Consider the following 19,210-nt stretch of genomic DNA (forward strand, 5'->3'; position numbering starts at 1 on the left):
GGCAAGGGCCGTTGATGCCTGATATTGATTCCTGGCATCTGTTTCAATTCTCATCATGCCGTCCCGCTCGTAGACCTTCAGGCCCGGGGTTGCCGCATTCGGAGCAGGCCGCCTGTATGTACCGTCGCCGGCGAACTGTCCCTTAAGCACGGCCCGGACCGCCGCCTTTGTTGCCTCATCGGTGACTATCACCGTAAGCTCGTCCCTGGAAAGCTGCGCTGGCCGCCGGGCCGCTTCAGCAAGAGCGGAGACGTTAGGGTGGTCGGCAAAATTCTTTTGAATCCATCCCGGAATATCGGCCCCGTCCGGGTCCGAAGAGTAGAAGGTCACCGCGTCGCCCGCCTCCCCGGCCTGCACCGTGAGGGAAGGCCCCGGTGTAATCCAGACGGTACCCCGGACCTTGCGCATCGACCATGAACGGTCGGCGGCGGTCTGCAACATCAGGTCGTGGAAGACCCGGTCCACGATCACAAACTGGATCTGGTCGTGCTCCACGTCCCCGAGCGATAACGGACATGAAGAACAGGCGGCATTCGACGGGCACAGAGAAGGCCGGGCGGGCGGCGAAGGCGTCACCATCTCCCCCGGGGCCGGTTTACCATACCCTTTGCAGGGTTGATTCACGGACGAGGGCAGGAGAGGCCCGGAAGTGAACACCGGACCGGGCCGATGTCCGGTATGTCCCGGATCATGTCCGCTATAATGTCCGGTATTCTCCGGGTGGAAATATTCCGGGCCTTCCCCCGATCGGGAGAGCGGCGGCTGTTCGGAGAGTTCCCCAGTTTTTTCCGGGGCCACCGGAGTAGTAGTATATGCAATACGCCGCCCCTGTCGGACCGGTGAAATGTCCGGCATGTCCGCAATCACTCTCCTTACATGCCGGTCCGTGCAACCGAGAGCCGCCGCAATTTCGGCAGACCCCGACGGCCCGGCCCCGGCGATATAGCGACGGATGCAATCAGCAACGGGCATCTTTTAGCCAGAGTGCATTTTTCCTGATGTAACCGAGTTTATGATAGAACATTGCGGTTTTCCGCTGGTCCCGGACGATTTCGATATAGTCGATGTTCGCCTTCTTGAGGATCTCGGCGATGTCGGCGTGAAGATTCTCAAATCTTCTTGATGTGCTATGGACGGTGGGGTGCCGCTCTTTCAGGTCGGTGTAGATTACCCTGGGGCCCAGCTCCGTTATCATGTAGGTGCGGATCTGAATCCCCTCGGCCTTCTCCCACCGCCGGATGGTCCCGATGAGCTCTGTTATGACGGCCTGCTTCATGCCGCATCCCACGATGACAGGTCTGTCTGGGTGGATCGGTGGGGTGCTCCGGTTGACCTCGGCGGATATCCGCGGCCGGACTGAATGGTCCCGTCGCACCATCGGCATATGGTCCCTGGTGTTTTTACATAGTGTATCTTGCACCGGGTACAGAGATGAGAGCGGGAATATTCAATTTCCTTCAGGGAGCCCGGGTTCATTGGGATATCCCCGGGAATGTTTGCCGGGTCTCTCTTCCCTCTTCCCGGGGGGCAGGGCGGCCCGGCGGCCGCATGTATTTGTCGAAGAGTTTGTCATACTCGACCTCGCTGATTTGCACGCGGTCGCGATCCGGGGAGCCGGGGAATTTGCCGGCCATTTCAAGGATGAGAAAGTATTCGAGAGGCATTATGGCACCTCGATGATGGCGCGGGAAAATTCCCGGTGCCGGGTCTCGATTTCAATGTGGACTTTTGCCAGTTCTGCGATGAGCTGGTCGCGTGCGTCGCACAGGTTTTGATATTTTTCATGCTGCAAAAGAGGACGGTCCGCCTCAATGGCTCTTTTATCGCCATCTGAAATATTGAGGAGACGGATATCGTTTTTATCGCGCCGGCGGATTTCGAGGAATTCGTCTTCGACGGCCTGTAGTGTTTCCTGTTCGAGCTCGGCGATGTCGCGCTGTGTCTCTTTCAGCAGGTTTGTTAAGTGCAGGCGGCGAAGTTCAAGGTCCCTGATGGGGTCGGTACGCGTTAAGGTGTTTTTGTCATGCTGGAATGCTTCCCCGGGGATTCCCCGGAGAACGGCCTCGTTTTGGGGCCGGTATTCTTTTTCTCTGTTAAGAAGTTCTTCCATTCATACCCTCCTAAATGGAGGATTTGAACTTCACTTTCAGAGTTCCATATCAGCACTGTTTTTTTTTGAAATTCTTTGGACGAGTAACTACTGTAAAAATATTCAAAAAAATTATCTGAGTGATCCAAACACTTTGTTATCAATAACTTCTGTTAGAGCAGACGCTTACAGATATGATAAGAATATAATTATGACAAACAGAAATATTTTCATCATGGAGCCAGATAAAACGGAGATGACTCCCCTAGAAAATTGTATAGAGAGCAATTCAAATTAAATAATATGTAAAATACGGAAAGAAATAGAAAATTAGCCCTGCGGAAATCCGAGCTACAACTAAAAATTAAAATTGACAATAAGACCGTAGATCACTGAATTAATGCGTTATATCAACCAAAGAGCCAAAACATGGATCTACGAACAAACAGATCAAAGTAAAATAGATAAGAAAAATGAGGCTAATTTATAAGTACACCATTCTTCTAAAAAATTAAATTTATCTAAATTCATTAAGTCTACTTGGCAAGGATATCCCATCGCAATATGATAAGCAGAAAGCTGCAACGTAGGACTGATTCTTAAATATACTATAAATTTCTTCAATTAATCCAGGGTCATCAATTTCGGATAATATTTTAGCAAAGACTCTTCCTACACTCCACCGGTTTGCATGATAACCCATAATTGGCAATCTTCGAACTATAATTAATTTAATATCATTTGAATCGGTCCAATTGAAGACATTTTGATAGAAATTAGCAATAACATCGCAATACTCAAACGAAGTGCTCTCTTCTGTATGTTCATCATATTGAATAAAAATCGTTTCGAATTCGGAACTGTAACCCTTTACCATCATCATTAAGATTTTATTATTAATCCTAGGAAGGCACCTAGTGTATAATGAATAATCTGGCGAATTTGAAATGAAGATATTCAATATATTTTTTATTCTCTCAATTATTGAATCTGGTTTTTCTTTAAGCATTTCAATTTCTTTTTTTAATAGAACTTCTGGTTTATCATAAGATCCAAATCTAATGTTATCTACCGCTTCATAAAGATCAGAAATTGATTGATACCTTTTACCAGGATCGAGTTGACAAGATCTTTTTATGATATGAAGGTATTCCCTGGGAATATCATCATGTCCAACTAAAGTACAAGGTCCTCCTGTCAAAATATATGATAATATTACTCCTAACGAAAAAATATCTGTGCGGTGGTCAACATCTTTAGCATTTTTTTTCTGCTCTGGAGAATAATAATTTTCAGTCCCCATCCCTACATTTGTTGAAGTTATAGACTTTGTGTCCCTTTCACAGAATACTCCCAGACCAAAATCAGATATTGCTGCAAAATAATTGTTGTTCTCGTCTAAAAATATCAACACATTATTCGGGTTTAAATCTCTATGAATTATTCCTTCTTCATGTGCCTTCTTTACTCCTTCCAATATATCAATAAAAAATCCCATTTCCGATTTTCCACGTTTATATTCCCTTATATATTCTCCTAAATTTCCTTCTGCCAGTGGCATTATAAAAGAATACTTTTCACTTTCTATATCATAACTGATAATTGGAACTATATTTTTATGTTTTATTTTTGAGAGGATTCTGATTTCTCTTTCGAATCTTAGTCTATATTCCTCATCAGCATTTAGAAGCACTTTTCTTGCATATTTATTTCCTGAATCGTCTTCAATTTCATATACTATAGCTTGACCTCCTTCACCAATTTTTTTCATTTCAGAATATTTTTCCATGATTCAGTATCATCAAGAACAAATAAAAACTCTGTGGATACTTTAATTAATCCCAAGAAAATCCATAAATTAATACTTTTTTATAATTTTACAATAGATCGATTTTTAGTTAAACAACCATTCTATTTCAATTAAATTTTAGAATAGAGATCAAATGATAATATCCAAAATATTTCATGAAAAATAATATTCGGAAAACTTCAACTATTCAAAGAATATCTTCATGATACCAAAATTGTATGTTTATCTTTCATCACCTTCACCACTCCAACCCCCGGAAACGATCACCTTATCCACACGGTTCCCGTCCATGTCCACCACCTCGAAACGGAAACCTCCCTCTTCGAAATGATCGCCCTCCGCCGGCACCCTTTGAAGTACATACATCACCAGGCCGGCGACAGTATCGTAATTGCCCCCTTCCTCCCCCGGCAATTTGTCCAGCGGAAGAATCTTTTTGACGGCATCGATGCGGGCCATTCCGTCGATCAGCCATGACCCGTCCTCCCTTTGGACGAACAGCTCCTTGACCTGCTGACCGGGCTCGCGGACAGACCCGACGATCGCTTCGAGGATGTCGTGCAGGGTTACGAGTCCGCTTATGTCCCCGTACTCGTCTGTCACAAGTGCAACATGAAAACCGGCCTCCCTGAAGCATTCGATGAGCTGCAGCACATGGAGAGTCTCCGGGACGAAAAGAGGCTCCCTGACCGCCGCCCTGATATCCGGTCTCCCGTGGTCGGCCATAACCGCGAGAACATTCTTCACCGACACGACACCGGCGATGTTGTCCAGGTCTCCCTCGTATGCCGGGAAGTTCAGGTGGCCGGCCTCTTTCATCCTGATAAGGTTCTCCTCATCCGGATCTTCAAGATCAAGTGCGACGATCCCGGGACGGTGCGTCATCAGGGATTCGACAGTCCGGTCACCGAGATCGAATACGCATTCGACCATGTTCTGTTCGGCCTTCTCGAAGACTCCCGCTTTCGTCCCCTCCTCGAGCATGATCCTGACATCATCCTCCGTTACCGCAGGCCCAGGGCTTTCCTTCACCCGAAGCAGTTTCATGACCGCTTTCGTCGAAAAGCTCAGGACGAACACCAGCGGAGCGGCAATTTTAGACAGAATCCGCATTGGCTTAGCAACTTTCGACGCGATATCCTCCGCATTATTCAATGCGATCCGTTTAGGGACGAGCTCTCCGAAAACAAGAGTCAGGTAGGTTATGGCAAGGACCACCAGGGTAATGCTGAGCGCCTCGCTGTACGGTGCAAGAGAAGGAAATTCAGTAAAAAAATCCGAAAGCTCAGCGGCCAGCGTTATACCGCCGAATGCACCCGCGAATATGCCGACGAGCGTTATGCCTATCTGGATTGTCGATAGAAAATTGGTAGGCTCTTCCGCAAGCTCCAGGGCGGCGGAGGCACGCTTGTCCCCTCCCTCCGAACGCCGGAGCAGCCGGGTCTTCCTGGCGGACACAATTGCGAACTCCGACATTGCAAAGAGACCGTTCAGTCCTATTAACAGTATTATAATGACGATCTCGATGAGCCAGGACATTTGCTGATGATAATACTTCGCGGATCACATTTAATAATTTATGCGGAGGTCCGGACAATACGACTGCCGGATGATCGTTTCCGCCCGGACCGTACCCGTGGTGTCCTTCGAACAAGAAACTCCAATCATTCTTCACGGCCTTTCGGAAACGCATCATAACGTATTGATACGTTGAACGGCGATAATATCATGATGGCAGAATTCCTTCCGACGACAAAAGACGACCTGGCCGCGATAGCCGGGATCTATAACCACTATATCCTGAACTCTTCGGTGACGTTCCACGGCGAAGAGATGACCGCAAAAGACCTGGAAGAGATAATCCACATAGCTCATCCGAAATACGCTTCATTCACGATTAAAGACGGGGACGATATAATCGGGTTCTGCTACACCATGCAATACAAAAAAAGACAGGCATACGACCGGTCCGCCGAACTCAGCGTATATTTAAAACCCGGGTACACGGGAAAAGGCATCGGCGATATGGCTCTCCGGCATCTCGAAGACGCCGAACGAGATGCGGGAATCCGGGTACTGATAGGAACTCTGTGCAGTGAAAACCGTGCAAGCACCCGGCTCCTGGAAAAGGCGGGCTATACCAAATGCGCCCATCTCAGGCACGTCGGTGAAAAATTCGGAAAAGTCCTCGACGTCATAATATATCAAAAAGAGATCTGATCCGGCGTATCCCTCTTTTTCGCCCGGAATCCGGGTCTCCACAGGCTATTCTCCCGCAGTCTGATCAATACGGAAAATTCCCCGTTACTTGCGGGTACACCTGCAGAAAAATAAAAAAGCGGGGAAGGGTAAAGATGAATCAGAGCCCTGCCCTTGTTACGATGACGTCCGCAACGTCCTTCGCACTTTTGAACGGAAAGTCGGAGGGTTTAAGCAGCGTTCCGGCTTCTCCTGCAGTCATCTTCAGGTCCCCGACGCAGCATGTCGTGTCGGCTCCGTCAGGGAACGCAGCGATGAGGTCTTCGGGTGTTGCAATAGGGAACTTCGCACCGGCGAGTGCACCGGTGATTTGTGCATGGATCTGGTCCTTTACCGAAACATTTCCTTCGTCGATCATCGCCGCGACATCTCCGGCGGCTTTTGCGATCGAGCAGTCGGGGCTGTGGGTCTCGCACCCGAAGCATGCACTCTTGATTGTCTTCAGGGATTCTTCCGCCTTTTCAGCGGTCACATCTGTTCCTGTGTACTTCCATTTCGACATCTTTGTCACCACAATTAGTAAGAGGGGCATAAATATATACTTGAGCGTCAGTAGAATATACTGAAAGGGAGCGGTACAGAAAAATGACCTCAACCCTCATTAAAAAGTAGCTGTGATATAATAGCGGGTGAAAGATCGTGGAAGCGATACAGGATAACCGGACGGAGATCGGCGAACTGAAGACAGAGATCTCCGAGCTCAGGAACGAGCTCAAACGGTTCATTACAAATTCCAACAGGCAGCACATCGATTCTGTGCTCGAAGAGCTGAAAGAGAATTACGCGGATCTCTTCAGGAACCAGGAGGTCGAGACCGCGAAGGGCGATCTCTCCGCACACATGGTAGGTAACTGTGCGATGCGGGAGAACTGTTTCGGGGTATTCATGGAGTTCCTGCAGAACACGGCGAAGCACATAAAGGACGGAAACGTATCCGACGAGATCATCAGCTCGTACAGGGAGGAGCTGGAGAATCTCAGGAGCAAAGGACCATTCGAGAAATGCGACACGTGCTTCTCCGAGGTCAGCCGCCTCTTCGAAAAACAGGTCGGCCTCATGGAGTCCCTCGGCATATACAACAGGGCCGAAAGCGAAGACGGGATACCGGAGATCGACGACGAAAAAGCAGTCAGGGAGATCCTCGAACCGGTTGCAAATATCCAGAGGTTCCAGATCTTAAAATCGCTCATCACACAGACAAGAACCTTCTCCGAGATCTCGCAGATGACCGGGCTTCGCGGCGGAAACCTTCTCTTCCACATCAAAAAGCTGACCGATTCGGGGATGATCTTCCAGGGGCACGAGCGGGGCGATTACATGATCACCGAAAAGGGCTACAGGACGATGAAGGCGATCTCCGAACTGGCCGGGCGGGTTTATTAAAATTTACTTTCGTCCTATGTTCAGGACGAACGGCATTCAATATCTTTTTTGACAATCCATAAAGAGAAACTCGATCTTTTCCCCAGGCGCCTTTCTTTTCCGTTCACAGGCCCACCCCGGGGACTGCAACGGTATCAAAAAAATCTAGTACCCGGTTTTCACCGAGAGGGTACTGTTGATATCGAGATACTCGCCGGTCCGGTCGTTGTACTGGGGCCAAGTCGTCATTGAGCCGCCGTTCGGGTTGCCGGTCTTTGCAAAATTTGTCCAGGCATCCACAAGGGTGTCGCTCACAAAAGGATCTGCGTTCAGTTCCGGCCCGGACCCGAAGAGCAGCAGGGCCTCGCTCCCGTGGAATACCCCGTTCTCCTGGCCGATCTGACCGGGAAGGAGATAGGAGTACCTGTACAGGTACGTGTCCGGGCACAGATCCGCCATCGATCCGGCAGCAAACTTTGCCGAATCGGCAAAATCGTAGCGGGTCATGATCTGGCCGAGGCGGAGCTGGACTTCATCCGTGGACCCGGCAGGGTACTGTGCGAGAACAGCGTCCGCTTCCTCCCCGAAATAGTTCCTGATCAGGGACTGGTATTCTGAAACGCTCATGTTCGCATCGGCGGAAAGTGTCTTCCCGTCATCGGCATTTGTCCCGATAACGAACGGAACCGGATTCTCTTTGCGAAGCAGGAAGAGGTTGTCCACTGAGTCGGGGAGAATCCACCCGTCGATGGTCGGCTCGAATTTAAGGGTATGGGTGTTCTCCCATGCAGATGCCGGCCACGGGGTTGCATTGATCAGGTCCGAAACACTCACGTTTCGCATCTCCGCAATTGCATCCGGGCCCGTGCATCCGAGGCTTGCAGCGTACTCCAGCCCGAACTGCTCTGCATCGGCTTTTGAATGGACATTGTCGATCGTCGGCCCGTCCGCCCAGAAGGGGCCGCTCTCGACCAGTGCCTGCTGGTAGAGCCCTTTGCTTTCAGGGCTGACCAGGTGGATCAAGACGCTCTCTCCTCCTGCGGACTGCCCGAAGATGGTCACACGTGAAGGGTCGCCACCGAACGCATCTATATTATCCTGCACCCACTGCAGGGCTGCAGCCTGGTCCATTATCCCGTAATTGCCGGAGGAGTTATGGGGGGATTCGGCATCAAGCAGGGGATGGGCAAGGAACCCGAGAGCGCCAAGCCGGTAATTGGGAGTGACGACGACGACACCCTTTTCCGCGAGCACTGTCGCGTTATAAGCCGCCAGGGTGCCGACCGGCGCCACCTTCCCGAATGCACCGCCAAAGAAGAAGACCATGACCGGCAGTTTCTCGTCGGCAGTCTTCGCAGGGGTCCAGACATCGAGATACAGACAGTCTTCGCTCATTACCGGTCCACCGGTTTCGGGATCAGGGGTTATCGGCTGGGGAGGAGCAGGGCTGTAGTTCGTTCCGTCCCTGACACCTGTCCACGGCTGCACGGGTTCCGGCGGTCTCCACCGGAGATCTCCGACGGGAGGACTTGCGAACGGGATATTGTGGAAGACCCGGAGATCGCCCTGCTGAATTCCCGAAATAACTCCGGCATCGGTCGTCACGAGTGGCGCCTGGACCGAAGAGGGAGTTGGTGTTGCGGTCGCGGGCTGCACCGTGTCCTTGTTTTCAGTGCAGCCGGCAACGAAAATAGCAGAAATTACCATTGCCATGAAGAGAACTATGACCAGTTTTTCCAGAAAAATCACCTGTGTGTCCTCAGATGTTCGTTTATGGATATTTCAGCATTGTGTTTCTCGCGGGCGGCGTCCTCATCCCGGCCGACAGACCCCTCTCTGGATATCATTGCCTGCATTCCTTTACACTGCCGCAAAATTATTAATCATGACGTGATGATGATAAAATACAACTGGTAAAAATGTCCGAAGAATTTACACGAAACCAGAAGATTTTGGGGAGTGCTGCAGCATTTTCAGTCTGTTTACTCCTGGTAGCATATTTGTTCACTCTTGTCCTAGGATTTCTTTCGCTCAAGTCCCCTGCAGATCCCATAGGCGATCCTTACTTCACGATCCTGGAACTGCTGATAGTGGTGATAGCACCTCTGATGATTCTCGTCATGGTCGTCGTCCATTACAAATCCTCTCCCGGGAACAGGATGTACAGCCTTCTGGCAGTTGTGTTCATGGTTATAATGGCAGCTATCACCTGCAGCGTTCATTTCGTCATTCTCACGGTAAGCAGGTCGATTGTCGCCGACGGGTTCCCCTGGGCTTCGCAGTTTTTCTCTTTCGTGTGGCCTTCGGTCACCTACGCACTTGACATACTCGCATGGGACCTCTTTTTTGCCCTCTCGATGCTTTGTGCCTCACCTGTATTCAGGAAAGGCAGGCTGGAGAATGCGACCCGGGCCCTCATGATCGTCAGCGGGATACTGAGCCTGGCAGGATTCATCGGCGTCGCTCTTTCAGATATGAATCTCCGGAATATCGGCATCATCGGTTACGCAGTGGTCCCTATAGGGGTTTTTCTTCTGCTCGGGATCGTCTTCTGGCGCAACCGCGATGAATATAGCATGCAATTATCCTCTGTTGAACAGACCCAAAGTTAAAATATCATCCTACTTAAGGATTGATTGTTCCAAAAAGGAGGGCGGAGATGCTTTTTATCGCAATGGTGAAATTCAAAACACAGCTTTCAAAGGAAACAGTCGAAAAGAACATGAAGGATATCGAAGCGGATGCGAAGAGCGGGATCAAATATCACGGCATTTGGTGGACGCTCGGGAAGTACGATACGGTAGTCATGTTCGAGGCTCCGGACGAAAAGGCGGCGATGAATATGGCTTTAAAAAGAGCGGACCGGATGGATATTGAGATGATGGTTGCCGTCCCGGCTGACCCTTCAAACCCGCAGGGCCCCGTAACGTGAATTAAGGTAGCCTTCGGCCATCTGCGATCTTGCGCTGTTGTGAGTGCATAAGAACAGGACTTTTTTCTTCATTTTATTCCACTCTTGCGGAGGGTTGGTTTTGCTGTTTAATATTATAATCTAAAAAAGCGGAAGAGAACGATCTCTTCCTTACTGCATTTCATCTCTCTTCAGGCGCCGGGGAAGGACTGGCCTTCGGACTGTCCGCCACAGGGAAGGGAGAAGTGGATCTGCTCGATGAGCCAGCGGTTGCCGTTGTTTCTCAGGACCATCGTCGACCTGCCGCAAATGGTCTGTTTCTCCGATCCCGGGACGGTGAATGTGAGGGCGCTCCTGGTCATGACCCATGCCACCGTCCCTTCGCCGTGGATCTGCGTCTCCGTGAATTCCACCGCTTCGACGTCCGCCTGGCTCATATCCCGCTGGATCTGTTTTGCAAAGGTTTCGTGATCCCTGATTTCCTCGTCCGGCCCGCTTCCGAACCCGCAGACGTTCTGGGAAAAGATATTCATCATTGCATGAAAGTCCTTTGTCTTGTATGCGGTGGCATACGCTTCCATCGCCGCCCGGACTTCTTTTTCCTGTGCTTCCGATAAACTCATGGTAAACGGTTATCTGTTCCGGTTGTATTTGGTTTTTTTCTTTCCTTCACCCGCATGCATTTTTAACCCAGCATGTGGAAGGGTCAGTAAAGAACATCTCCCGCCTCCTGGTTTTGAAGGAGCCGGGCGATTTTATATTCATGGTCTTTTCCCAGCAACTGTTTTTACGACACATAAAAAAATTATCACAATTCTAACCTCGGACATTTCTGAAGACGAAAGCCCTCACTTATCCCATCTCTGAAATTCTCCAGAAGAACTTCATGAATACAAATATAAGACCAAACAAAACTGCCGAAATGATCACCATCTCCACGTAAAGGGCAACCGAGTTCATAATGAAAAATACCTCATTCGAAGAAGAAAAGGAAGTCAGCAGTTGAAATACAGGAGATCCCGAACCTCCACTCCCGAAAACCATTCCAAATCCGTATATGAAGCGTCCGCAAACTGCAATAACAGTGCATAAAAAGAGAACCACATACAGAAAACGGCCGGGGAATAGTCGCCTGACGGCCATGAACGATGTCAGCACACCCATTGACATGATCGCCAGGTCGAGCAGAACCGAAGACCAAAAATTACCGAAAAACGCTAACAGAACACAGAAAATCAATCCCACGACAACAGGAACAACCGGAGCAAACCTGTCTGCCGGAGGCCGGATCTTTGTCAGGCTGTAATAGAGCAGAAGAGAAAAAATTCCAGAGAATACGGCTGGTAAGAGAATAATAATTACGAAAAACTTACCCAATTCCAGAATTGCACTAAGAAAAATCATGACAAATCACTATTTATTTCCAATTATTACATAAGCATCAAAATTCATCAGGCCAATCACCAGGATGAAAGATAAAAATCAATTTCCCCCTTCCCCGGCAATGTCATTCCTTATCATCTCCGAAATTTTAAGGCCGTAAATTATTCCCGAAACAATCAGGAGAGGCATCGCGAAAAGGCCGGCGAAGATAAAGATTATGAACCCGGCCGTGACATCGGTCGTCATAGGACCCGTCCCGTAAACGAGGGCGATCAGGCTCTGTACCAGAACAAGCAGGATCAGCGCCGAAACAAAGGATGCTGCGATAAAAGGGACTTTCAGTACCTGCCGGAACTCCTTAGTCGCGGCAGCAATCAAAAACAGCGATGCCGGGGCTATCAGGAGATAAAACACTATTTTTAACGACGGGGCTAATACATGAAGCCCATAGAAAACTCCCGGCATTGCCGTATAGACAGATTCCATAATTATTATCACGAGAAGAAGCAGGGGGTAGGGAAAACCGATCCACCACATTCTCCTTTTCTTCCTCAGGTAGAATAAAAAAGCGACTGCACCTACGAAGGGGACGACCGGAAAGATCACAGGAAGAACGGTCCCTGAAAAGAATATAGAAAATATCAGCAGATAGCCCACGAACGCCATAACCGGCGAATAAATTAATATAAACTGTCGTATATCATAATTCACCGACATTCCCTCCTGCCTGCTCTTCCAAAGGACACCCGTAATCACCGGTAAGTACTGAGGAATAATAGATCACCTCTCCTTTCGCCGGATCAATATGCAGAATAGGAACCGTATAATATGAAACATCAACGGGTATCTCCGAGCCTACGGAGTCGTCGACCATAAAGATCAGGTAATACGAGTTTGTAGTCGTTGCATTTTGGGAGGTCATTACGAATTTCGATCCTGTACTCTCCCCCGGAGCGAGACTGTAAGACTCATTAGCCAGTGTAGTGTTCGATCCATCATTGATGATCACTGAAACCGAATGCGACCCATTGAGATCCATGTTGACAAGACTGAAGACAGAAGTCGGAGGCGGAGGACACGAATCCGGAGAATCCTCTGGAGAAGGGATCAATTGAACTGCCGAAACTGCGATCACAAGAATTACCAAGGATATCCCTGCCAATACAACGGTTTTTTTCATTCAATTCCCCCTGGAACTACCTTCCCTCCGGGTATTCGTTGATCTTCGTCAGGATGATTTCACCGCCGAGTTTTATGAGCGTAACGTTCCCGACGCTCCTCGTATCCACCATTGCTCCGCTCGGAACCTCCATCATGTGCACCTCGTTCGAATCATAGACCGCATCAAGCTGGACTCCCGAACTGTCGAATATCCTGCATATCCCGTCGGTCCCGCAGTCGATTATCCAACCGTATTCGACTTCGGTGCTCCGTGTTGACGTTCCGGGAGGAACGATAAGCCACCCTCTCTCAGGCAATTCCGGTTTGATGCTCTCGTTTACGACAAGTTCAGGCAGTTCGAGCGCGGACCAGTTGATATAATTCCCTCTTCCCGAATAATCCTCCCTTGGGACGATGATGTCAGTAGAAACGTACTCTTCAATTTTCGGGGAATAATTCATGGAACTGACAACAACCGCGTATTTACCGTTGTTCAAGCGCGATGTATTGATTAATGCGGAATAATTATTGGCACCACCGGTCCCGGCGAAAACAGTCGCGTTCCCTTCGGCAAGTTCACGGGAGAAATCATAGCTCTTCGTAGTGGTATGAAGAGTGATCGTGGTAATCTCTACGCCAAGCTCCGTTCCGGGAGGAAGGTTCGTAGTCCCCGAAACCACCGTGATCCCCTCAGTTCCGGCCGTGACAGGATCTATTTCAATCCATTTCTCCGGGGAATCAACCGGGCTGTGATCTATGACATATTTCTGCTCCGCGATATTATGCCCGATTTCCAGTGCAAGCAAGAGGCATGCCAATATTATTACCACAATTACTGCCGGAATGATTTTTTTCTTATTGTCCATTTTCCCCCTGGTCCGGTATCAGTGTGGTTGTTTCCAAAACAATTCGGAATTCCCCCGACTCATCCTTTTGGAGTAATATGATGAATTATGATTTCATCATAGATACCTCCTCCGGCGAAATCACACGAAGCAGGCGATCGACAGATCGATCCCGTGCTCCATATCATATTGTCCGATACTCGTTCGGGACGATCATTTTCAGAGCGAACAGAACCATACACGTTTCCGCAATGATCCGGACGATTGCGACGGAGGTTTTGCAAAGATGATGAGATGGAGAGAAAGAATTTAAGGTAAGATTCAGGAAACATTAACCGAATACTCAAGGGCATTGGCCGGGAAAACATATATACAATTATTGCAATACAGCGCCTCATGGGATCAATTCCTGGCGCTTTTAAGGACGACCACGAAATGGGGTTTAGGTTGATTGGGTTTGGGTATTTTCTGGCAGGAATCATTATTATACTGGCTATTATAATAGCTGAAGCCGTTTATCCTGGATATCATGTAACGCAGTATATAAGCGATCTTGGAGCCCCATCCCTGAGTCCCCACCCGTGTATATTCAACATTTCTATCATTATTTACGGCTTTATTGTTTTTTTAGTGAGCCTTTTTTTCCTTCTCCAGAATAGGAGTTCAGGGAGCGGCAACAGGTGCTCATCAACAAATTCAAAAACAATATCTTTCATATTTATCATGATTTCAGGAATTTGTGCCATTGGCGTAGGTGCGATCAATGAAGATTTGGGAGTTGCCCATACACTTTGTGCAGCCTTCACTTTCATATTCGGGATTTTAGCCGCCTTTTTTTCAGGATTTTGGGTTAAAATCCCTTATAATGTAATATCAGCTATTATCGCGGTTTTTTCTTTTATTGCATTACTTTTCCTTGTAGCTGAAATAGACTTGGGAATCGGACTGGGTGGTATTGAAAGAATGGTTGCTTATCCCCTGATCCTCTGGGAAATGGGCCTGGGAGGCTACCTCATGAATGAAGGAAAGGCGATGGTCCTTAAAGAACAGCCGGAACAATCAGATAAAAATTTTATTTTATAAATACGAATAAAAAGCTGAACAGGGACATCACGTCAAATTCCGGTTAGTTAATCCGGATTTTTAACGGTTATGACCTGCGAAAAAGATCAGTCCCTCTTCCTGCTCTTCTTCACCTTAACCAGCGTTACGTAAGAACCGGTCGCAGTTTTCTTTCCGGCGGGAGTCTTTTTAGGTCTTACAGGAGCCTTTCTCAAAGGCCGGGCACTTTCGATCTCGATACCCCTCTCTTTACAGATCTCCTTCATCTTCGGGGGAAGCTCCTTCCACCGCCAGAGACCCCAGGTCCGGTACTCTGGGGGAAGACTCTTCTTCCCGGCACGTTTGTCGAGGAATTTGTCCCAGCGTTCTGCAAGTTCGGGATGCAGGCTCCGCACTTCCTCGTACTCGCTCTCCAGCATCGCCGGGCAGAGATAGCACCCGATCCTCTCCAGCCCTTTCTCGTACATCGGGTTAACAGGAATATTCTGCCACCAGATGTACAGGTAGACCTCGAACGCCCGCCAGCTCCGGATCGGGGAAACGTTCAGCTGGAGCGGATTAACCGGGTTTTCGCTGACCTCTTCTATTCCCGCACGGTTCCACGACTCATACCAGCGGTTGCCCTGCACGGTCACGCATGGGCCGATATCCACCAGGTATTTCCCGAGAGGATCGATCTTTAAAAGTTTGCAGCACCAGCGGTCGTCCTTAGTCGGAGGTCCGGACTTCTCGACAAATCTCCAGAAGTCGTTTCCTTTATCAATGACCTCTACACCGGTGGAACGAACGAACTCGATCGTCTCCGGGAACTCAAGTCCGGTATCGATGAAAAATGCGTCCTCTATCCCGGCCTTCCGTGCAAGGTTGAGGACGACAGTACTGTCTTTCCCGCCCGAAAAAGAGACGTTCGCAGTCGGGCGGTCCTTCATGTGCTGCTTTATAGTCCTGACTGCATTGCGTTCGAGATTCTTCAGGTGGTTCTTGTTTACCCGGATTACTTCATCCCAGTCAGGATCGGGAACACTTGCAGGCTCGACTGGAACGAGCTCCTTCACCTTGATCATTTTGTCCTTTACAATCCCGGTTCCGTATTTATTCCTGTATTTTACAATCACCGACCCATCGGGGACGGGCCTTGTAAGCGGGAGTCTCTTTCCGCCGATCCTTCCCTGGTCCTTCGAATAACCGGTGTCCGCCTCGATGTCGACTATGCCCTTAGTTACATGATCTATAATGAACGGGAGAGCCTCGACAGCGATATCGAACCTGTACACCCTCTCCACCGGATCGAAGATCAGCCAGCCGAACCTCTCACCGTTCATGACGACAAGATCGGTACGATCCGCACCCCCCGATTTATTGAGAAGAATAACCTTCGAAAGAGGTACCGGCCCGAATTTCTCATGAACAAGATCTTCGATAAGCGCCATATCCCTTGAAAGTGCCGGCCTGACCTCATAGGGTTTTAAGAGCTGAACGCCCTTCGACTCGCCGCCACAAGGACAGGTCTTTCCCACGAGCGGAACATTGCACTTCGGACACCAGTATAGTATTTTTTTGAACGGAGGATCGCGGTTCACATTAATAAAAGGGGTTTTCGGGGTGATAATGATAACCGGTATTATTTCCGGCCACCCTCGAATTTCTTCAAACTCGCGGCATCGTCATATATCCTCGCCCTTCCGTTTGCCTTCATCTGTTTCCTGACCGGCCTGAGCTTTTCGAGAAAAACGAGACCCGGTTCCGCACCATAGCAGGCGGAGATCTCGTCGAGGATCTCTTTTCTTGAAGGAATCGAGCCTTCAAAAGAGAGGACGAACTCGATCTCCTTCCTGTTCAGATCAGGATTCTCCTCGTATTTTTTGAATTCTATATCTATCGTTCCCATAATTACACTATATTTCTCACGGACTTATATCATAATAGCAGTACCCCTAGAAGGTAGGATGCGGCATTGACAAAGGCGGAAATGATCACGGAATATAGCGGTTTTACCCGGAGCAGATACCAGATTACCGCCGATTCCACAAGAACCACGATGATCTCCCCGTTCAGGGGATACCATGACATATCGAGATAAGGCGGCATCACGAACCACAGGTAGGGAAGGGTTAGGGCGGTCATCAGCAGGCCAGTCGCAAGAATGTACCACACGGACTTTTCGGATTTCAGGATATACCGGACTGCAACGAACAGGAGCGGGACCTCGATTATCCATGTGAAGATGAGGGACTGCAAAAAAAGAGTTTCGTAGAGCATCTATCTTCCGGCCCTTAATAATTCGTTGATAACAGGGGATATACAAATTTCTCCCATAAATCAATCCAGAAATTGTTCCTGTATACTATCCCCGGTTCGGAGTGGATGACCGGGATTTCAGTATCGGTCTCGATTGCAGTCCCGATTATAGTCCCGTTTTCATAGGCAGGGATCTCGTAATAGAGGCTGCAGTCCCTCTGTATAGGATCCCCTTCGGGATCGCAGTAATCATCGCAGGGCACCTCTATCATATAGCTCGTGCAGTTAAGATCGATTGAATCAGCCCTTTCATCGCATTCACAGTATTCAGGCGTTAGAACCATAGTAACCCCGTCGATCTCCAGAGTCCTGGTATCAGGCGGGTACAGTTTCTTTTTATCGAATTTTTCGAGGTACTGATCACACGATTCCCGTTCCTGCGCACGTAATTCACTCTCGTTTTCAAAACACTCTCTGGTTTCGTTTGTGGTCAGGCGGCAAACACCGGTTTCGCGTTCGAAATGCACAAGATTTGCCCTCCTGTTACAGTTCGGAATCGGAGTATCTCCGACGTTATCGATTTCGAACGTCTTCCCGTCCGTCTCGCCGCAGAGAGAACAGTAATCGATCACCCTGTAGTTGAGATAGAAGGGCTCGAATATTTCGTCCCCGTAATGATCCACCGTTGCGGAATACGAGAAAACATCGGTCCGGTTATATGTGCCGGGTTCTCTTCGTACATAATTACTTCCCCAGTAATTATTCCGGTTAGGATCTGAATTATCCACAACATAGCCGTAACAGGTGACGGTAAAAGAAACGGAACCATTGTAAGGCTCTCCGTTCTTTTCGAAGAATACCTTGGATGATGTCGCGACACGGGCATCCGCCATAGCCGGCAAACAAAAATACGAGACTGCAATCGCTGATAAAACCAATATCGCAGCCAGTTTCCTGTTCGGAAAATAAATATCCATGAAACCCCCTTAAATCGAATTCCTGACAGGATTCGATTAATTATATAGATTATCATCCGGGAGCATTAAATAAATATTCACCATACCGTTGAACAATCCCTCGTGCAGGAATATTAAAAGATATGATAGCAGGTATCTGCCATTCTGTTTTTGTGAAGAATTACGATGACGAAAAAAGATATTTGTCCAGCCAGTCGAGTTCTTCCCGGACCTTCCTGTACTGGTGAACGTAAGTTGTCGGGTGATGTTTCTCGCCCGGGAACATCAGGAACCGGACAGGAGCAGAACTCCCTTCGAGATATGTCCTGTATGTCGTAATCGCAGATGCAGGCTCCACGTTGGCGTCCTCCGTTCCGATCATCATCAGGAGCGGAGTCGTGACATTCGCTGCATTATATATAGGCAGGATATCGAGGAACATTTCGGGGTCCTGGTAAGGACTTTCACCATAGTACATCTTCGTCATGATCATTCCGTTCGTATTGGCGTTCTGTGCCTGGTCCTCGGCAGTCCCGGCCCCGGCAATCGCGGCTTTGAGCGACGTATCTTTTGTTATCAGTGCGAGAGTGAGAATCCCTCCGTTCGACCATCCGGTCGATGCCGTCTGTGACAGGTTGATAATCCCCTGTTCGTCAAGATACTCTTTCCCGGAGATCAGGTCTTCTACGGGCAGGTCGTAATAATGACCGTTCTCGATCGATTCCGCAAAGTCGAAGCCGTAATTCAGACTGCCATGATAGTTTACGGACAGGAGAACCGCACCCATTTCCGATATCATGCAGTACGGGAACTCCCAGGTATCCCTCCAGCTGTCAAAATCGGTGTAGGTCGGCCCGCCGTGGATGACGAAAACAAACGGGTAATCCTGCCCTTCCATGTAGCCGGGGGGGTATCTTACTATTCCTTCGATCTGATCGCCGAGTGCACCGGTCCAGTGGATTACTTCAGAAGATCCGCCGAACTCCGATATGATTTCGGGATTAAGATCCGTCAACTGCTCTTCGTACAGGATAGTGCTGCCGGAGACCTCTGCCGAGTACAGCTGCGGCGGGTTGCTGGCCGAATTGAAGTCGTAGACGATCTTTTTTCCGTCGGGAGTCGTTTCAATCGCGA

The 19,210-nt window shown here is 48.9% G+C and carries 23 protein-coding genes and 1 pseudogene; 5 read left to right on the forward strand and 19 right to left on the reverse strand.

Annotated elements, in window-relative coordinates; translation table 11 throughout:
- From METPAY_RS15125 to METPAY_RS08265, 6 genes are all read right to left on the reverse strand, one after another.
- Positions 1–972, reverse strand: a 972-nt coding sequence (locus METPAY_RS15125) for a hypothetical protein (protein WP_048151201.1), incomplete at its 3' end; no start/stop codon positions are given.
- Positions 959–1,378, reverse strand: coding sequence for a hypothetical protein (locus METPAY_RS08245; RefSeq protein ID WP_157199041.1), 420 nt, complete (start codon positions 1,376–1,378; stop codon positions 959–961). The genes METPAY_RS15125 and METPAY_RS08245, both read right to left, overlap by 14 nt.
- A gap of 94 nt (positions 1,379–1,472) precedes the next feature.
- Entirely contained in the window at positions 1,473–1,664 is a 192-nt protein-coding gene (locus tag METPAY_RS08250) for a hypothetical protein (protein WP_048151204.1), read from the reverse strand.
- The gene (locus METPAY_RS08255; RefSeq protein WP_048151206.1) at positions 1,664–2,110 is read right to left on the reverse strand and encodes a hypothetical protein; all 447 of its coding nucleotides are present in this window, start codon (positions 2,108–2,110) and stop codon (positions 1,664–1,666) included. Before METPAY_RS08255 ends, METPAY_RS08250 begins: the two co-directional genes overlap by 1 nt.
- Positions 2,111–2,606: 496 nt before the next feature.
- Positions 2,607–3,878, reverse strand: coding sequence for a serine/threonine-protein kinase (locus tag METPAY_RS08260; RefSeq protein ID WP_048151208.1), 1,272 nt, complete (start codon positions 3,876–3,878; stop codon positions 2,607–2,609).
- A gap of 243 nt (positions 3,879–4,121) precedes the next feature.
- Entirely contained in the window at positions 4,122–5,438 is a 1,317-nt protein-coding gene (locus METPAY_RS08265; protein ID WP_048151210.1) for a hemolysin family protein, read from the reverse strand.
- Between the two features lie 189 nt (positions 5,439–5,627).
- Here METPAY_RS08265 and METPAY_RS08270 point away from each other — a divergent pair, with 189 nt between their 5' ends.
- Positions 5,628–6,119: a GNAT family N-acetyltransferase gene (locus METPAY_RS08270; RefSeq protein WP_048151290.1), complete on the forward strand. Its 492-nt coding sequence runs from the start codon at positions 5,628–5,630 to the stop codon at positions 6,117–6,119.
- A 139-nt stretch (positions 6,120–6,258) separates the two neighbouring features.
- On the opposite strand, the gene METPAY_RS15465 is transcribed toward METPAY_RS08270, so the two are convergent.
- Positions 6,259–6,660, reverse strand: coding sequence for an MTH865 family protein (locus tag METPAY_RS15465; RefSeq protein ID WP_245611575.1), 402 nt, complete (start codon positions 6,658–6,660; stop codon positions 6,259–6,261).
- Positions 6,661–6,797: 137 nt separating this feature from the next.
- Here METPAY_RS15465 and METPAY_RS08280 point away from each other — a divergent pair, with 137 nt between their 5' ends.
- The gene (locus METPAY_RS08280) at positions 6,798–7,541 is read left to right on the forward strand and encodes a winged helix-turn-helix domain-containing protein (protein ID WP_048151212.1); all 744 of its coding nucleotides are present in this window, start codon (positions 6,798–6,800) and stop codon (positions 7,539–7,541) included.
- Positions 7,542–7,685: 144 nt separating this feature from the next.
- On the opposite strand, the gene METPAY_RS08285 is transcribed toward METPAY_RS08280, so the two are convergent.
- Positions 7,686–9,269 (reverse strand): carboxylesterase/lipase family protein, encoded by a 1,584-nt coding sequence (locus tag METPAY_RS08285; protein ID WP_245611577.1) that lies wholly within the window; start codon positions 9,267–9,269, stop codon positions 7,686–7,688.
- Positions 9,270–9,439: 170 nt separating this feature from the next.
- On the opposite strand from METPAY_RS08285, the gene METPAY_RS08290 reads away from it, so the two are divergent.
- Complete coding sequence (locus METPAY_RS08290) at positions 9,440–10,132, forward strand: hypothetical protein (protein WP_048151214.1); 693 nt, start codon at positions 9,440–9,442, stop codon at positions 10,130–10,132.
- Between the two features lie 47 nt (positions 10,133–10,179).
- Entirely contained in the window at positions 10,180–10,452 is a 273-nt protein-coding gene (locus METPAY_RS08295) for a GYD domain-containing protein (RefSeq protein WP_048151216.1), read from the forward strand.
- On the opposite strand, the pseudogene METPAY_RS15470 reads toward METPAY_RS08295, so the two are convergent.
- The 6 genes and pseudogenes from METPAY_RS15470 to METPAY_RS08320 form a co-directional block, all read right to left on the reverse strand.
- Positions 10,441–10,524: pseudogene (locus METPAY_RS15470) on the reverse strand (arsenate reductase ArsC); the annotation flags it as partial. The gene METPAY_RS08295 and the pseudogene METPAY_RS15470 overlap by 12 nt on opposite strands.
- Before the next feature lie 98 nt (positions 10,525–10,622).
- The gene (locus tag METPAY_RS08300) at positions 10,623–11,054 is read right to left on the reverse strand and encodes a nuclear transport factor 2 family protein (protein WP_048151218.1); all 432 of its coding nucleotides are present in this window, start codon (positions 11,052–11,054) and stop codon (positions 10,623–10,625) included.
- Between the two features lie 229 nt (positions 11,055–11,283).
- The gene (locus tag METPAY_RS14940; RefSeq protein WP_157199042.1) at positions 11,284–11,835 is read right to left on the reverse strand and encodes a hypothetical protein; all 552 of its coding nucleotides are present in this window, start codon (positions 11,833–11,835) and stop codon (positions 11,284–11,286) included.
- A gap of 78 nt (positions 11,836–11,913) precedes the next feature.
- The gene (locus METPAY_RS08310) at positions 11,914–12,525 is read right to left on the reverse strand and encodes a hypothetical protein (protein WP_157199043.1); all 612 of its coding nucleotides are present in this window, start codon (positions 12,523–12,525) and stop codon (positions 11,914–11,916) included.
- The gene (locus METPAY_RS08315; protein WP_048151223.1) at positions 12,515–12,994 is read right to left on the reverse strand and encodes a hypothetical protein; all 480 of its coding nucleotides are present in this window, start codon (positions 12,992–12,994) and stop codon (positions 12,515–12,517) included. The genes METPAY_RS08310 and METPAY_RS08315 overlap by 11 nt, the downstream gene beginning before the upstream one ends.
- Positions 12,995–13,010: 16 nt before the next feature.
- Complete coding sequence (locus tag METPAY_RS08320; RefSeq protein ID WP_048151225.1) at positions 13,011–13,841, reverse strand: hypothetical protein; 831 nt, start codon at positions 13,839–13,841, stop codon at positions 13,011–13,013.
- Between the two features lie 375 nt (positions 13,842–14,216).
- Here METPAY_RS08320 and METPAY_RS08325 point away from each other — a divergent pair, with 375 nt between their 5' ends.
- Positions 14,217–14,903, forward strand: coding sequence for a DUF998 domain-containing protein (locus METPAY_RS08325; RefSeq protein WP_048151227.1), 687 nt, complete (start codon positions 14,217–14,219; stop codon positions 14,901–14,903).
- Between the two features lie 86 nt (positions 14,904–14,989).
- Here METPAY_RS08325 and METPAY_RS08330 read toward each other — a convergent pair whose 3' ends face one another.
- The 5 genes from METPAY_RS08330 to METPAY_RS08350 form a co-directional block, all read right to left on the reverse strand.
- On the reverse strand, positions 14,990–16,462 hold the full coding sequence (locus tag METPAY_RS08330) for a phosphoadenosine phosphosulfate reductase domain-containing protein (protein WP_245611579.1): 1,473 nt from the start codon (positions 16,460–16,462) through the stop codon (positions 14,990–14,992).
- A gap of 41 nt (positions 16,463–16,503) precedes the next feature.
- On the reverse strand, positions 16,504–16,770 hold the full coding sequence (locus METPAY_RS08335) for an eS24 family ribosomal protein (RefSeq protein ID WP_048151231.1): 267 nt from the start codon (positions 16,768–16,770) through the stop codon (positions 16,504–16,506).
- Between the two features lie 29 nt (positions 16,771–16,799).
- On the reverse strand, positions 16,800–17,141 hold the full coding sequence (locus tag METPAY_RS08340; RefSeq protein WP_048151232.1) for a hypothetical protein: 342 nt from the start codon (positions 17,139–17,141) through the stop codon (positions 16,800–16,802).
- Positions 17,142–17,155: 14 nt separating this feature from the next.
- The gene (locus tag METPAY_RS08345) at positions 17,156–18,097 is read right to left on the reverse strand and encodes a hypothetical protein (protein WP_048151237.1); all 942 of its coding nucleotides are present in this window, start codon (positions 18,095–18,097) and stop codon (positions 17,156–17,158) included.
- 160 nt (positions 18,098–18,257) lie between these two features.
- On the reverse strand, positions 18,258–19,210 hold a 953-nt coding region (locus METPAY_RS08350), incomplete at its 5' end, for an alpha/beta hydrolase family protein (protein ID WP_048151238.1).

The organism is Methanolacinia paynteri (assembly GCF_000784355.1).
Lineage (GTDB): Archaea > Halobacteriota > Methanomicrobia > Methanomicrobiales > Methanomicrobiaceae > Methanolacinia > Methanolacinia paynteri.